15 protein-coding genes are annotated in these 15,052 nt (G+C 32.7%); 9 read left to right on the top strand and 6 right to left on the bottom strand.

Annotation, left to right across the window (positions count from 1 at the left end):
- Positions 1-2: 2 nt before the first annotated feature.
- On the bottom strand, positions 3-659 hold the full coding sequence (locus QMA06_RS15475; protein WP_290207820.1) for a CBS domain-containing protein: 657 nt from the start codon (positions 657-659) through the stop codon (positions 3-5).
- Between the two features lie 91 nt (positions 660-750).
- Here QMA06_RS15475 and QMA06_RS15470 point away from each other — a divergent pair, with 91 nt between their 5' ends.
- The 6 genes from QMA06_RS15470 to clpX all read left to right on the top strand — a co-directional run bounded on the left by QMA06_RS15470 (position 751) and on the right by clpX (position 6,279).
- Complete coding sequence (locus tag QMA06_RS15470; RefSeq protein WP_290207819.1) at positions 751-1,464, top strand: pyridoxine 5'-phosphate synthase; 714 nt, start codon at positions 751-753, stop codon at positions 1,462-1,464.
- 69 nt (positions 1,465-1,533) lie between these two features.
- A complete protein-coding gene (locus QMA06_RS15465) occupies positions 1,534-2,304 on the top strand; it encodes an alpha/beta fold hydrolase (protein WP_290207818.1) in 771 nt (256 codons plus the stop codon).
- A 23-nt stretch (positions 2,305-2,327) separates the two neighbouring features.
- Positions 2,328-2,675, top strand: coding sequence for a phage holin family protein (locus QMA06_RS15460; RefSeq protein WP_290207817.1), 348 nt, complete (start codon positions 2,328-2,330; stop codon positions 2,673-2,675).
- 80 nt (positions 2,676-2,755) lie between these two features.
- Positions 2,756-4,078 (top strand): trigger factor, encoded by a 1,323-nt coding sequence (gene tig / locus QMA06_RS15455; RefSeq protein ID WP_290207816.1) that lies wholly within the window; start codon positions 2,756-2,758, stop codon positions 4,076-4,078.
- A 223-nt stretch (positions 4,079-4,301) separates the two neighbouring features.
- On the top strand, positions 4,302-4,976 hold the full coding sequence (locus tag QMA06_RS15450; protein WP_290207815.1) for a ClpP family protease: 675 nt from the start codon (positions 4,302-4,304) through the stop codon (positions 4,974-4,976).
- Between the two features lie 73 nt (positions 4,977-5,049).
- The gene (gene clpX / locus QMA06_RS15445; protein ID WP_290207814.1) at positions 5,050-6,279 is read left to right on the top strand and encodes an ATP-dependent Clp protease ATP-binding subunit ClpX; all 1,230 of its coding nucleotides are present in this window, start codon (positions 5,050-5,052) and stop codon (positions 6,277-6,279) included.
- Positions 6,280-6,546: 267 nt separating this feature from the next.
- Here the strand turns inward: clpX and QMA06_RS15440 are convergent, their stop codons facing one another.
- Positions 6,547-8,064 carry a GH3 auxin-responsive promoter family protein gene (locus QMA06_RS15440; protein ID WP_290207813.1) on the bottom strand — a complete coding sequence of 506 codons (1,518 nt, stop codon included), beginning with the start codon at positions 8,062-8,064 and terminating at the stop codon, positions 6,547-6,549.
- Positions 8,065-8,172: 108 nt separating this feature from the next.
- Between QMA06_RS15440 and QMA06_RS15435 the strand changes: the two genes are divergently transcribed.
- Together QMA06_RS15435 and QMA06_RS15430 are read left to right on the top strand one after the other, a co-directional pair.
- A complete protein-coding gene (locus tag QMA06_RS15435; RefSeq protein WP_290207812.1) occupies positions 8,173-8,967 on the top strand; it encodes a DUF2797 domain-containing protein in 795 nt (264 codons plus the stop codon).
- Between the two features lie 107 nt (positions 8,968-9,074).
- Positions 9,075-9,308, top strand: coding sequence for a hypothetical protein (locus tag QMA06_RS15430; RefSeq protein ID WP_290207811.1), 234 nt, complete (start codon positions 9,075-9,077; stop codon positions 9,306-9,308).
- A 73-nt stretch (positions 9,309-9,381) separates the two neighbouring features.
- Here the strand turns inward: QMA06_RS15430 and QMA06_RS15425 are convergent, their stop codons facing one another.
- On the bottom strand, positions 9,382-10,116 hold the full coding sequence (locus QMA06_RS15425) for a LytR/AlgR family response regulator transcription factor (RefSeq protein ID WP_290207810.1): 735 nt from the start codon (positions 10,114-10,116) through the stop codon (positions 9,382-9,384).
- A 70-nt stretch (positions 10,117-10,186) separates the two neighbouring features.
- Entirely contained in the window at positions 10,187-12,355 is a 2,169-nt protein-coding gene (locus QMA06_RS15420; RefSeq protein WP_290207809.1) for a tetratricopeptide repeat-containing sensor histidine kinase, read from the bottom strand.
- A 215-nt stretch (positions 12,356-12,570) separates the two neighbouring features.
- Here QMA06_RS15420 and QMA06_RS15415 point away from each other — a divergent pair, with 215 nt between their 5' ends.
- Positions 12,571-13,740 (top strand): VWA domain-containing protein, encoded by a 1,170-nt coding sequence (locus QMA06_RS15415; protein ID WP_290207808.1) that lies wholly within the window; start codon positions 12,571-12,573, stop codon positions 13,738-13,740.
- Between the two features lie 61 nt (positions 13,741-13,801).
- Here the strand turns inward: QMA06_RS15415 and QMA06_RS15410 are convergent, their stop codons facing one another.
- On the bottom strand, positions 13,802-14,818 hold the full coding sequence (locus tag QMA06_RS15410; protein WP_290207807.1) for a PorP/SprF family type IX secretion system membrane protein: 1,017 nt from the start codon (positions 14,816-14,818) through the stop codon (positions 13,802-13,804).
- Between the two features lie 6 nt (positions 14,819-14,824).
- Positions 14,825-15,052, bottom strand: a 228-nt coding sequence (locus tag QMA06_RS15405; RefSeq protein ID WP_290207806.1) for a T9SS type B sorting domain-containing protein, incomplete at its 5' end; no start/stop codon positions are given.

Below are 15,052 nucleotides of genomic sequence, written 5' to 3'. Positions count from 1 at the left end.
CATTACGTATTTAAATATTTATCGAGATATTGTGAACGATCTTTTAAACTTTCAATATAAGAATCGTCTTCGTGACCCGAAACAATATTGTAACTGTAACGCCTAAACGTTTGAATAATTTCATTAAGACTTCCGTTACCGATTTTTAACGTAATTTTTACCAAATCACCATCCATCTTTGAAATGAAACCACCTAATAATTTAGCGTCATTAGATTCTACTATCTGACTGATCTCACTAAAAGAATAATCATTAATACCTTTTTCAACTATAAGAATACCACCAGGTTCGGCAAAAAAGGGAGTTTCGTTAAATAAATGAATAATATCGTTGAGCTCATAATAACCCAAATACTTATTTTGATGGCTCAAAACAGGCATAATATTAGAATCATTTTGAGCGAATGCCTCAAGGACGTCTAACCAAACTGTAGTTGGTCTTACAAAAAAACCTTCTATGGCATAATTACAATCGCCAATAGTATCTGCACCTTCAAAACAATGCGCATCGGTTTCTGAGATACAACCCATATAAACACCATCTTTTAATATAGGGATATGAGAGTAGGTCAACTGATTAAACAACAACTGCAAATCACTCACTTTATCCGTTATACTTAGCGGCTTTATATCATTAATCACAAAATCCTGTAGCTCCATTTTATTCAATTAATTAAGTTGCAAATTAATCAAAAAATAACCATTAAAAGCATCTCCTACTTTGTATTTTTGTAATTCAAAACTCATAAAAATGACTAAATTAAGTGTTAATATAAATAAAATTGCAACGCTAAGAAACAGTCGTGGCGGTGATGTGCCCAATGTTGTTCAATTTGCTAAAGACGTACAGCGCTTTGGTGCAGAAGGCATTACTATTCATCCAAGACCAGACGAAAGACATATTCGGTATCAGGATGCCTACGACTTAGAACCCGAAGTTTATACAGAATATAACATTGAGGGCAATCCTATTCCGAAATTCATCGATATGGTTTTAAAAATTAAGCCCACTCAAGTAACGTTAGTACCAGATGCCGTAGATGCTATTACCTCTAATGCCGGGTGGAACACCATTAAACATAAAGATTTTTTAATTGATGTGATTAAAGAATTCAAAGCCAATGACATCAGAACATCCATATTTGTTGATCCAGATTTACATCAAATTGAAGGTGCAAAAGCTACCGGCACAGACAGAATTGAACTTTATACTGAAGCATTTGCGCATCAATATAGCTTAGGCAATAAAATAGCAATAGATCCTTACGTTAAATGTGCAGATTTGGCCAACAACCTGCAGCTTGGCATCAACGCTGGCCACGATTTATCTTTAGAAAATATTAAATTTTTCAAGGATAATATTGCTAATTTGTTAGAGGTCTCGATTGGTCATGCATTAATTGCTGAAAGTTTATATTTAGGGGTAGAAAATGTAATTAAAATGTACTTAGATAAGCTTAAATAAATTAAAAGCATCCAACTTGAAGTCAATAAAGCATAGGACGTTACGCCTCAAACTTTAAAATCATAAGATATGACACTACATTCGAATATTATAGGCGAAGGAAAACCTTTTATTATTTTACATGGTTTTCTAGGTATGGGAGACAATTGGAAAACGCTATCTAAACAATTCTCAGAACTCAATTATGAGGTACATCTCGTCGACCAACGCAATCACGGTCGTAGTTTTCATTCCGACGATTTTGATTATGATATTATGTCTGAAGATTTAAAAGATTATTGCGAAACTAATAATTTAGTAGACATAATATTGTTAGGCCATTCCATGGGTGGTAAAACAGCCATGCGCTTTGCTACAAAATATCCAGAACTAGTCAGCCAACTTCTAGTAGCCGATATTTCTCCGCGTTACTACCCTGTGCATCACGACGTTATTTTAGAAGGTTTAAGCAGTCTCAATTTTTCAGAACTAAAATCCAGAGGCGCAGCTGACAAAGCTTTAAGTGCTTATATTAACGACAAAGGCATACGTATGTTTCTACTCAAAAATTTATATTGGGTTAAAAAAGGTCAGTTAGGTTTAAGACTGAATTTAAAGGTTCTAAAAGAGCATGTTTCTGAAGTTGGTGAAGCGCTTCCTAGTCATGCTACTTTCAAAAGAGACACTTTATTTTTACGAGGCGATCGTTCAGAATATATTGGTGAAGCAGATGAAGCAATTATTCATCGTCATTTTCCCAACTCTAAAATAGTAACTATTGCTAATGCTGGTCATTGGTTGCATGCAGAGAATCCTGAGGATTTTTATGATGCCGTAGTTAATTTTACATCTTCAATTTAATTCAAAAAAAATAATATTTATTTATGAATCTTATCATTAGACTTTTAATTAACGCCTTAGCGGTTTTTGTATTAGCACACCTCTTAAGCGGTGTAACGGTAGATGGGTATATTGGTGCAATTATTGTTGCCATAGTGCTTGCAATCCTAAATGTACTCGTAAAACCAATTTTAGTCATTTTAACATTACCCGTAACCGTTGTAACGTTAGGACTATTTTTACTAGTTATTAATGCATTGATTATTTTATTGGCCGATAAGTTAATCGACGGATTTGGTGTCTCTGGATTTTGGACAGCCTTACTATTTAGCATTCTATTATCAATACTACAGTCATTGTTACAATCCTTTTTAAAAGACGACAAAAAGTAACTGATATACAAACACTTAAAACTATTGTTGGGTTGCAAAAAAAAGTGTACTTTTGCAGCCCAATTTTAGTATCAATAAAAATGAATATCACAAGAGAAAACATAGATGCATTAAATGCAGTTGTAAAAGTGGATATCGCTAAGGAAGATTACAGCGATAAAGTAGAAAAAATATTAGTCGATTACCGTAAATCAGCTAACATTCCTGGCTTTAGAAAAGGCCATGTACCAATGGGAATGGTAAAGAAGCAATATGGTAAAGCTGTATTAGTAGATGAAGTAAACAAATTATTACAAGATGCTCTAGGAAAGTATTTAGTTGAAGAAAAGTTAGACGTTTTAGGAAATCCGTTACCGAAAGCACAAGATGATTTAGATTGGGATGCTGAAGCCTTTTCTTTTGAATTTGAATTAGGTTTAGCACCAGAATTCGATGTAGAATTAAAGAACAAGAAAGCCATTACACATTATAATATTGTGGCTGACGATAAAATGATTGACGACCAAATTGTAAATATCCGAAAGCAATATGGCAAAATCGTTTCTCAAAATGAAGTGACTGAATCTTCTGAAATCACCGGTACTTTTAGTAACCCAGAGAAAGACATTGATAACTCTACCATGATTACTTTAGATAAATTAAAAGGAAAAACAAATCCTAAGAAATTTATTGGAGCTAAAGTCGGTGATGTAATTACATTAAAAACTAAAGGTTTATTTAATGATGATCACGATTTAATGAATGCTTTAAAAGTGCCTCACGATGATGCTCACGGTTTAGATATTGAAGTAGATTTTACAATTACAGAAATCAATGAGCGTGAATTGGCTGATTTAGACCAAGAGTTATTCGATAAATTATTCGGTAAAGGCACAGTAACATCTGTAACTGAACTAAAAGCTAAAATTAAGGAAGATTCTGAAAAGCAATTTTCACAGCAAGGTGATCAGAAATTACTGAATGATGTAACAGAGAATTTAATAGAAAATACAAAGTTCGATTTACCAGCAAGCTTCTTACAGAAATGGATGCAAACAGCAGGTGAAGAAGAAATGACTGAAGAGCAGGCTAAAGAAGAGTACGAAAAGTCTGAAAAAAGTATGCGTTACCAATTAATTGAAGGTAAATTGATCCAAGAGCATAATTTGCAAGTTCAATTTGAAGAATTGAAAACTTATGCAATGGATATGATTAAAGGGCAAATGGCTCAATTTGGACAGATGGATCCTTCTGAAAAAGAATTAGAAGATATTGCAGCGCGTATTTTAGGGAATCAAGATGAAGTAAAGCGTATGTCTGAGCAATTAATGAGTCAGAAATTATTACAACTTTATAAGACTGAAGCAAACATCAAGACCAAAGATATCTCTTATGATGATTTTGTAAAGGAATTTTATAGCTAATCTTATAAATATTAAGGCAATGCCTTAAAACCTTAAAATGTCGGTACCACTAAAATGGTAAGCTAAAAATAATTAGTATCTTTAAGGCGTAAAATTCGACAATTTTACGCTTTTTTTTTATATAGTTTTCTTACAAATAAATTATATAAATCCTGTTCCGAAACGATGGAGTTTTCAGGATAGATAAAAACAATTATCAACATTTAAAAGATTAAAAATTCATATGGATTACGGAAAAGAATTTGAAAAATTCGCTACTAAAGATCAAGGTATTAACAGTAATTATTACCAAAAAATAATTACGAGTATGAATCCTACAAACCTAACACCTAACATTATAGAAGAACGTCAAATGAATGCGGTTGCTATGGATGTATTTTCGCGTTTAATGATGGATCGCATCATATTTTTAGGTACTGGAGTTAATGATCAGGTGGCTAACATAATACAAGCACAACTTTTATTTTTACAGAGTACAGATGCCTCAAAAGACATTCAAATTTATATTAACTCTCCTGGAGGATCAGTATATGCAGGCTTAGGAATTTATGACACAATGCAGTTTGTAAAGCCAGATGTTGCTACTATTTGTACGGGTATTGCCGCTTCAATGGCAGCTGTTCTACTATGTGCTGGAGAAAAAGGAAAACGCTCAGCTTTAAAACATTCGCGAGTTATGATACATCAAGTAAGTAGCGGTACTCAAGGTCAGTTAAGTGATATGCAAATTGCATTAAAAGAAACGATCCGAGTAAAAGAAGAGTTATATCAAATCATAGCAAACCATTCCGGAAACCCAATTGAGCAAGTTGAGAAAGATTCTGATAGAGATTATTGGATGCGCTCTCAAGAAGCTTTGGATTATGGAATGATTGACGAAATTTTAGAACGCAAGTAATTAACAACACTTTCGACTAATAACTTAAAAGTAAAATGAGATTTCTGCTTTCGCAGAAATAAAAATATTTAAGATGGCAAAGGAAGAATTAGAATGTTCATTTTGTGGAAGGAAAAAGCCAGAAACAAGTTTATTAATTGCAGGCTTAGATGCGCATATATGCGATCGCTGTATTGAGCAAGCGCATGGTATAGTTATAGAAGAATCTAAACAGTCTGGTAATTCAGATTTAAGCGCTGAACTAATGCTCAGAAAACCGAAAGAAATTAAAGGTTTTTTAGACGAATATATTATAGGACAAGAATACACCAAACGCGTAATGTCTGTTGCAGTATACAATCATTACAAACGTTTGTTACAACCTCCATCTGATGACGATATTGAAATTCAGAAAAGTAATATCATTATGGTTGGGCAAACGGGTACAGGTAAAACATTAATGGCTAAAACTATTGCTAAAATGTTGAATGTACCGTTAGCAATCGTTGATGCTACAGTCTTAACCGAAGCCGGTTACGTTGGAGAGGATGTAGAAAGTATTCTTACGCGTTTATTACAAGCCGCCGATTATAATCTTGAAAAAGCGCAAAGAGGTATCGTTTTTATTGATGAAATTGATAAGATTGCACGAAAAAGTGATAACCCTTCTATTACCAGAGATGTTTCTGGAGAAGGCGTACAACAAGCTTTGTTGAAACTTTTAGAAGGTACCGTTGTTAACGTACCACCTAAAGGAGGCCGTAAGCATCCTGATCAAAAATTTATTGAGGTAGATACCGAGAATATTTTATTTATAGCCGGAGGAGCATTTGATGGTATCGAACGCGTGATTACCAAACGTTTAAACATGCAAGCGATTGGTTATAGCTCTATGAAAACCGATACGGTAGATAAGAACAATATTTTACAATATATTATTCCTAAAGATTTGAAAGATTTTGGATTAATACCAGAAATTATTGGTCGTTTACCTGTATTAACGCACATGGACCCATTAGATGCCAAAACATTAAGAGCAATTTTAACTGAACCTAAAAATGCTATTATTAAGCAATATAAGAAGTTGTTTAAAATGGATGATGTTGACTTAACCATCACTGACGGAGCTTTAGACTATATCGTTGAAAAAGCAATTGAATATAAATTAGGCGCTAGAGGGCTAAGATCACTTTGTGAAGAGATTTTGACCGAAGCCATGTTTGAATTGCCTGGTTCTGACGAAACAAAGTTAAATATTACAAAGGCTTATGCCGATGATCGTTTAACAAAGTCGACTTTAAAAAAACTAAAGGCCGTGTCTTAGATTTTTTTAAATAAGTACAAATCAAAAAAACCACAATTTCAAATGAGAAATTGTGGTTTTTTTAGTTAGGGATTAATTAGTATAATATTGTTAGAAATATTTATTGTAAAAAGTTAATAGCACATTAATTTTTAGCTAAGGTATCAGCTTCAATTAAAGTATGCCGTATTGTAGTTGTTTATTGGTCGAAACACTCATAATTAACGTTCTAAGAACGCTAAATGCCAATTTAGAGGTTTAACCGTTCTCCGAAAGTTTTAAAATTGCTTATAAGTGATTGAGTCGCAATAATTGCTCCATATAAACCCTAGAATTAGATAAACGAGGAACTTTGTGTTGTCCACCAAGTTTATCGTTTTCTTTAAACCAATCGTAAAATAGATTTGCCCTTGCACTGTGTATTGTTGGTTTATTTAGTGTCATATTATTAAACCTTTTTGCCTCATAATCAGAGTTTAAAGATTTTAAGGCATTATCAAATAACTCTTCAAAATACGGCATGTTTTCTGGAGGGGTTTTAAATTCAATCATCCACTCGTGTGCTCCTTTTTCCTTACCTTCCATAAAAATTGGAGCGGCAGTATAATCTACAATTTCCGCAGAAGTACGTTTGCATACATTTTTTAGGGCCTTCTCTGCATTTTCAATAATCAATTCTTCACCAAAGGTATTAATATGATGTTTCGTTCGTCCGGTAACTTTAATTCGATGTGGATTAAGACTTACAAAACGAATGGTATCACCAATCTTATAGCGCCATAAACCTGCATTAGTGCTAATCAAAACTGCATAATTTGTATTCAATTTTACATCACTTAAAGGTATAGCCATCTGCTGAGGAGTTCCGTAACTATCCATAGGAAGAAATTCATAAAAAATCCCATAATCTAACATAAGTAATAAGTCGCTAGAATTATTTTGATCTTGTATTGCAAAGAAACCTTCTGAAGCATTATAGATTTCGTAATATCTAAACTTATTGGAGGGTAGAATTGCTTTGTATTGATCGACATAGGGATTAAAACTTACGCCACCGTGAAAGTAAACTTCTAAATTTGGCCAAATATCAAAAATGCTATCTTTTCCTGTTTTATCCAAAACGTTGTTAAGTAAAACCAACATCCATGAGGGCACGCCTGCTAAACTCGTTACATTTTCCTGAATGGTTTCTTCGACTACGGCTTGCATTTTAGTTTCCCAATCACTCATCAGCGAAACCCTATTACTTGGAGTACTACTAAATTCGGCCCAAAAAGGCATATTATCGATAAGTATAGCGCTTAAATCCCCAAATGCAGTGCCATTTTCTTTGTATAATTCTTTACTTCCGCCTAATCGCAAACTTTTACCTGTGAATAATTGTGCATCTTCATTGTTGTTTAAATACATGCAAAGCAAATCTTTACTTGCTGCGTAATGGCAATCTTCTAACGATTCATAACTAACTGGAATAAACTTACTTTTAGCATTAGTGGTTCCACTAGATTTGGCAAACCATTTAATTGGACTTGGCCAAAATATATTATGTTCACCGCGTCTTGATCGTTCTATTAATGGTTGAAATTCTTCGTAATTAACAATGGGAATTCGCTCATTAAATTCTTGATAACTTTTTATAGAACTAAAATTATAGGTTTTACCAATCTCTGTGTTTTTCGCAATTTTTAATAAGTTAAAAAGTAATTCATTTTGTACTTCATTGGGATATTTTAAAAATAATTCTATCTGATGAAATCGTTTTTTTAAAAACCAAGAAGCAATAGAATTTACAATAGGAATTGGCATAGATTAGCTATCTTTAGCCGTTAAAACGGCATTTGGCAATTATTTGTTTTACAAATTATTCAGATTTAGTTTCCTAAATTTGAAAAGCTAAATTTACTAAATTTCTTTATGGTTTATACAGGAGTCCTTACAAAAATGCAAACTGAATTTTTAGAACCTATACAATACTATTTGGTATTTGAAAATGACTTTATCCATGTCAATCAATTATTAAATAAGCGCATAGAAATAAAACTTATTGGGCATCAATGTTTAAGTTGTAGATTGGACCGACCGATTTACCGACAAGGTTTCTGTAAAACTTGTTTTTTTGACAAGCCTTTTGCGGGAGATTGGATAATGCGACCAGAGTTAAGCACAGCACATTTAGATAAAGAAGATCGGGATTTAGACTACGAAAAGAAAGTGCAGTTACAACCACATATTGTGTATTTAGCCAACTCTAGTAATGTAAAAGTCGGGGTTACAAGAAAAAGCCAAGTTCCAACCCGTTGGATTGACCAAGGGGCTCATGAAGCAATTGAAATTGTTGAAGTGCCCAATCGATATTTAGCCGGTATTACTGAAGTAGCCTTAAAAGATCACGTAGCCGATAAAACGAATTGGCGCACCATGTTAAAGAATGATATTAAGGACGAAAACTTATTGGATTGGCGACAAAAATTAAAGTCCTACATACCAGATGAAGCGTTGCCTTATTTTATTGAAAACAATTCGGAAACACATTTAGAATTTCCGGTGGAACATTACCCTGAAAAACCAAAAAGCCTTAATTTGACTAAAACGCCATATTATTCTGGAAAATTAGTTGGCATAAAAGGCCAATATTTAATTTTTGGAGATAACACCGTATTTAATGTTAGAGCAAATGAAGGTTTAGTTGTGGAACTATTAGTGGTTTAAAACATTTTTACGCGTCTTAGAAATGTATCATATTTCGGAGTTAGAGTTCCGTTAAATGTCTTTTTAGATTACTAATAAATAATTATCTTAAACGAAAAGCATTAATTATGACATCTTCTGTTTTTCAATCGTCTATATTTCCTTATATAATTATTACCACTTTTTTATTGATAACTACTGCCATCATGGTGACAATGAATTTTTCACTAAATTGGGTATTCGTTGTTGCAATTATTGGGGAAATAGGCCTTGTGCTTATGGTTTTTAAAATTCTGAAAGAAAAATATACAACAGATAAGACATTTAAGGATTTTTACGAAGACCATCCTATAGAGCCTTAGGAATAGAATAGCCGATACCCCCTTATGTATAACTTTTCTGTAATTTACATGTAGCCTTTTTAAAAGTCAGTTCTCATTTAAAATAGGATAACAAATTCGATTTTTTAGAAGCCGAAACCATAATTTCTTTTCCGTTACTTAGTACTACGCTTCCACCCTTGCCTTTTACATATTTTACAATTTCATTCACATTGACCAAATAACTTTTATGAACTCTCGCAAAATTAGCATCCTTTAAACTTTCTTCAATATATTTTAGAGTTTTACTGACGAGTTTTTTTGTGTTGTTATTCAAAAAAATTTCTGTGTAATTATCATCCGCTTTACAAAACATTATGTCGGCAGTATCTATAACTTCAAAACCATCGAGCTGTGGAATGGTGATTTTTCCATTTACAGTATTGGTTTTTGGTTCTAAAACTTGATCTTGAAGTGCGTCTTCCTTGGTTATTATTTCGGTAACGTAATCTACGGCCTTAATCAGTTCATCAATAGAAATTGGTTTCATTAAATAATAAGACGCATGTGCGTTTAAAGCCTCAATAGCATAATGATTGTAAGCCGTTACAAAAATGGTTTCGAAGTGAATGTCACCAACTTTATCTAATAAGTCGAACGCATTACCATAAGGCATTTCTACATCTAAAAATATGACATCTAAATCATTATTCCTTATTAAAACTAAGGCTTCATCAACATTGGCAGCTTCACCTAAAATAGAAATATTTGGGCAATACTTGGTTAGATAATTCCTTAAAATTAGTCTACTGTTTTCTTCGTCTTCTACGATAATAGAATTTAATTGCATCTGTTTAAATTTAATGTTCGATGTAAAAAACGTATTGTTATTTTCTATCAGTTTCTTACTGTTAACCTAATTAATCTTTTTTAAGTGTTACTACAACTTTTGTCCCAACATCTTCTAAGTTCTGAAAATCCTCAATAGTAACATCCACTTTGTCTTTATACATTTCATTTAAGATAGCAACACGTTTTTTAATGTTATCCATGCCTTTTGAATTTTGCTTCTTCTGATGTTCAGTTTTCAAAGCTTTAGATCGTGTTCTCCCAATACCATTGTCTGCAATGGTAATAGATATTTCATCTTTAGTTTGTGGCTGTATACTTATAGTAAGTTGTCCTTTTTCAGTTTTGTAACGCAAGCCATGCCAAACCGCATTTTCAATATAAGGTTGTAATAACATTGGTGGAATCTGAAATTCATCAACATCTATAGTTTTGTCTACATCAATGACATAATCAAACTTATCTTGAAATCTAAAATGTTCAAGTTGTATATATAAATTTAATAATTCAATTTCTTTTTTCAACGGAATAAAATCTTCTTCGCTATTTTCTAAAACTGCACGCATTAATTGTGAAAAATCTGAAAGATATTTATTGGCCGTGCGTTCGTCATTAGTGGCGATAAATGTATTTACAGAATTTAAGGCGTTAAAAATGAAGTGCGGATTCATTTGACTTCGCAACGATTTTAAGGCCAACAAATTATTAGCTAAACGTTGTTGTTTTATATACTTAAACATTAAGAAACCTGTGATTAAAAGTAATACTAAACCTCCTATCAATGAATAAATTATAAGTTGTTGACTTTTATTTTTTTCTTGCGTTAAATCGTACTTACTCTTAGTTAATGCGCGATCGCTTTCGAGAGACGTTATGCGGTTTTGCTGTTCGGCTATATTTCTACTAAATCGTGCAGCTTGTGATATTTCTTGCTCTTTCTTAGCGTATAATTCATCTACTATACTCTCATAATTCTCTATCATTGCCAACCCTTCTTCTGTATCACCTTTTTTAATAAGTGCTTCGGATAATTTTCTAGTCGCATCTTTTTCTACCACCAGATCTTCCTTTTCGCCTGCTTCTTTCCTACTTTTTTCTAAATATAAAATAGCATCTTCATTTTTATTCTGTAATATAAGGGCATTCCCAATTTTATAATTCTGCTTTTGGGATGTAATAGCACTCTCATTAGTTATTACTGAATCTCTCTCAATATTTTTAATACCTTCAATGGCCTGTTTCCTTAAAACAATCTCACTTTCGTAATCCGCATTTGCATTATTAAATTCTGCAACTTTAACCTGCTCTTCTACAGCGCGTTTTCTATTTTCTTTTTCTGCTAAATTCAGTGAATTATTAAAATACAACTTAGCTTTACTTATTTGCCCTTGGTCACTAAAAACTTGAGCTATTTTAGAATTTAAGTCGGTGACTTTGGGTGCAATTAAATGCTTTTTGGCTTCTTTTAAACCTTCTTCATAAGATTTTATAGCTTTAGAAAAATCCTTCAACTTTACATGTACATCGCCTTTTCCTTCAAACCAAATAGTCTTTTCGTAATTAGATAATGTTTCTTCAACTATTTGATTATAAGCTGAAAGACTAATTTTGTATTGGTCATTGTTATAATATGCTCTAGCTAACTTAAGTTTTGCTGAAGCCGTTTCTGTATTTTGAAGACTTATTTTAAAGGCCGAAATCGCCAAATCAAATTGCTTCCAGTGCATATAGATATCTCCCAATAACTCATGCGCTACAGCGCTCTGTCTAATATTTACATTAACATTGAGAGCATCACCAATAAATCTTATACTTTTCTCAGCATCTTTTTTTAAATAGACATCCGCAGAATCAATCATTTCGTTAAATCGCTTATAATCGCCAACTGCCCTTTTATTTCTGCTGCTTTGCTTTTCTTCTACAACTTCAATTGTTATACGTTCACTTGTTTTTATGGTATAGTAAATGGTTTCAAAATCGTCATGACTAATAATTAGTTCATCACCAATCTTAGCCTTAACACTAAAAGTTCCATCGAAACTGGTTCTGGTATATTTGCCACCATTAACCAATATCTCTACATTTTTGTAGGGTGAGCCAGATTCTTTTTCATAGACAGAACCTCTAATGGTATACTCGTTCTCAGTGGTTTTTCTATAGGACTCATTTTTTTGTCCAAATGCTACAAATCCAATTAGACAACACAGAATTAATATTTTATTTTTAATGATAGTTCTCACAAACAATTAAAATTTCTTGGACTAAACTTACATACTTTATTTGGTTTCAAAAAATAGCTGTTATAGAATTGAAGCTATTTCAGTTATAAAAAAACATCCTGAACTCATTTTATAGACTGATTTACGCATTGAAATAGCTCCTAGACTCATTGTGACTTTTAATTGAGCTTTATTCGATAGAGCTTTACAAAAGAATCAATAAAACTATGTTGACTATGAAAACGCAAATAAAAGCATCGATCATCGCCCTGAGTATAATTACTTTAACGGCATGCAACGCAAACAATAAAAAACAAAATATTACAGATACGCTTATTGGTGAATCTATGATTGAAACCACTTCTAAAATTGATGAACCCAATATTAAAGTAGCACTATTATTAGATACTAGCAATAGTATGGATGGTTTAATAGATCAGGCTAAAGCGCAATTATGGAAAATTGTTAACGAATTATCCTATGCAAAATGCGAAGACAGAAGTCCTAACCTTCAAATAGCAATTTATGAATATGGTAATGATAATCTCAATGCTGAAGAAGGCTATTTAAGGCAAGTGATTGCGTTTAGTGAAGATTTGGATGAGATTTCAAAATCATTATTCTCCTTAACCACAAATGGAGGCAATGAGTTCTGTGGAAAAGTGATTACAACCGCACTTAACCAACTCGATTGGGGTACTCATAACAATGATTTGAAACTTATTTTTATCGCCGGAAATGAACCCTATTCCCAAGGTAAAGTAAGTTACAAGGATGCGTCTAAATTAGCCCATCAAAACGATGTAACAGTAAATACCATTTTTTGTGGCGATTACAATCAAGGCATTTCGATAAAATGGAAAGATGGGGCAGATTTAACACATGGTAACTATATGGCCATAAATCATAATAAAGCTACTGTTCATATCGCTTCGCCGTATGATGATAGCATTTTAGAACTCAATGAAAAATTGAATAAAACTTACGTTGCCTACGGAAGTGCTGGAAGAAAAAAAATGGAGATGCAGGCGGAACAAGACGATAATGCTAGAAGTTATAATAAAGCCAATGCCGTAAGTAGAACGGTCAGTAAAAGTTCGCGATTGTATAAAAACAGTTCATGGGATATGGTTGATGCTGAAAAAGAATCTGGTTTTTCCTATGACAATTTGAAAGAAAGCGAACTGCCGGGAGAATTAAAAGGAAAGTCTAAATCTGAAATTAAATCTTACATTGAATCGAAACGAAGATCACGTAAAATACTTCAAGAAAAAATTGCAAATTTAAATCATAAACGCCGTAATTATATTGCTACTAAAAATAATGATTCAATAAACAGCTTAGAAAATGCTATGCTAAAAGCTTTAAAAGCACAAGCTGAAAAGAAAAATTACAAATGGGAATAACATAGAAAATAAAAGAGGCACAATGAAAATTGTGCCTCTTTTTAATAATTACTTAACTATGTTAATTTACTGCAGGACAATTACATTCATACTTTTCTCTTCTACAATTAAAGTTGAAACCTAGCGTTAACTGATGAAAACCACCGGTATTAAAATTAACGGTATTGGCTTGATAAGAATACGTATAAGCAAATACAAAATTTTTATAGTCAATTCCTAGAAACGGAGTTATGTATTGTAATTTTTGACTACTAACACCAGAACCATCTTGAAATTCAGCACCATCCAAACTACGTCTATAAGATAAACCACCCCAAACTTTACCAAAATCCATTTCTCTATAAACTTTAGCATTTATATCTATAGAAGATTCTTTTGTCGCATCTCTATACATGTACATTATAGACGGTTCATAGCTCCAATCACTCCCGAATTTATGAAATGTATAACCTGAAGACAGTAAATAAGTTCGTAGATTCTTAAATTCAAATCCATCTACACCGTTATAATTAATCCCTTCATTATCTAAAATATTCTTAGCAGTAAAGTGCGCATAAAAATCAATAAAATGATATGAGAATCCAAAATCTATATTAAAGTTTGTAGCACTCTGCTCTATACCTAATACAGCTTCATCTATTGGTTGCCCAGGAACCAACCAACTAGTTTCGTCTAATTTATACTGTAAAAATCCAGCACTTAATCCGAAAGACAACATGTTCAAATCAATTTCATTTCTAGAGAACATTAAATGATAAGCAAAAGTAGCATACCCACCAACAGTTGAGTGATAACCATTGGCATCATTAAAAAGAATACCACCTATCCCAACAGGTGAATCACCTATTCTTCCGTTCATACTTAATGTTTGTACACTGGGTGCATCATCGACTCCGAACCATTGTTGTCTGGCTGTTAATCTAACTTTAGCACAATTAGCAACTCCTGCCATCGACGGATGGATTAAATAATAATTGTCTGTTAAATAATCGGAATAAATTGGAATACCTTCTTGGGCAAAACTAAAATTTGCGGCAAAAGCTATGAATGCTACTAAACAATACTTCTTAAATTTCATAATTCTTTATCGTTTCAAGGTAAAATGGGCTTTAAATTCTTTACGTTCACCTGTTAAAGGTTCGTTGTACTCTACTGTAAACCAATAGCCACTAGTTGGCATAGCACTACCATTGTAAGTACCGTCCCAACCTGTTCCTCCTGGACTTATTTGCTTTAACAATTTTCCGTAACGGTCAAATATATAAATTTTTGCATCATTTCCAATACCTTCGATGTTCCAAGTTTCGTTTTG

This window comes from Winogradskyella bathintestinalis (genome assembly GCF_030407435.1).
GTDB lineage: Bacteria > Bacteroidota > Bacteroidia > Flavobacteriales > Flavobacteriaceae > Winogradskyella > Winogradskyella bathintestinalis.
This window is presented reverse-complemented; position numbering and strand designations above follow the sequence as displayed.

Excerpts from the sequence above, each read along its gene's own strand:
- QMA06_RS15470 (WP_290207819.1), top strand. The coding sequence starts at position 751 with ATGACTAAATTAAGTGTTAATATAAATAAAATTGCAACGCTAAGAAAC.
- QMA06_RS15450 (WP_290207815.1), top strand. The coding sequence starts at position 4,302 with ATGGATTACGGAAAAGAATTTGAAAAATTCGCTACTAAAGATCAAGGT.
- tig (WP_290207816.1), top strand. The coding sequence starts at position 2,756 with ATGAATATCACAAGAGAAAACATAGATGCATTAAATGCAGTTGTAAAA.
- QMA06_RS15410 (WP_290207807.1), bottom strand. The coding sequence starts at position 14,818 with ATGAAATTTAAGAAGTATTGTTTAGTAGCATTCATAGCTTTTGCCGCA.
- clpX (WP_290207814.1), top strand. The coding sequence starts at position 5,050 with ATGGCAAAGGAAGAATTAGAATGTTCATTTTGTGGAAGGAAAAAGCCA.
- QMA06_RS15415 (WP_290207808.1), top strand. The coding sequence starts at position 12,571 with ATGAAAACGCAAATAAAAGCATCGATCATCGCCCTGAGTATAATTACT.
- QMA06_RS15465 (WP_290207818.1), top strand. The coding sequence starts at position 1,534 with ATGACACTACATTCGAATATTATAGGCGAAGGAAAACCTTTTATTATT.
- QMA06_RS15435 (WP_290207812.1), top strand. The coding sequence starts at position 8,173 with ATGGTTTATACAGGAGTCCTTACAAAAATGCAAACTGAATTTTTAGAA.
- QMA06_RS15430 (WP_290207811.1), top strand. The coding sequence starts at position 9,075 with ATGACATCTTCTGTTTTTCAATCGTCTATATTTCCTTATATAATTATT.
- QMA06_RS15475 (WP_290207820.1), bottom strand. The coding sequence starts at position 659 with ATGGAGCTACAGGATTTTGTGATTAATGATATAAAGCCGCTAAGTATA.
- QMA06_RS15425 (WP_290207810.1), bottom strand. The coding sequence starts at position 10,116 with ATGCAATTAAATTCTATTATCGTAGAAGACGAAGAAAACAGTAGACTA.
- QMA06_RS15440 (WP_290207813.1), bottom strand. The coding sequence starts at position 8,064 with ATGCCAATTCCTATTGTAAATTCTATTGCTTCTTGGTTTTTAAAAAAA.
- QMA06_RS15460 (WP_290207817.1), top strand. The coding sequence starts at position 2,328 with ATGAATCTTATCATTAGACTTTTAATTAACGCCTTAGCGGTTTTTGTA.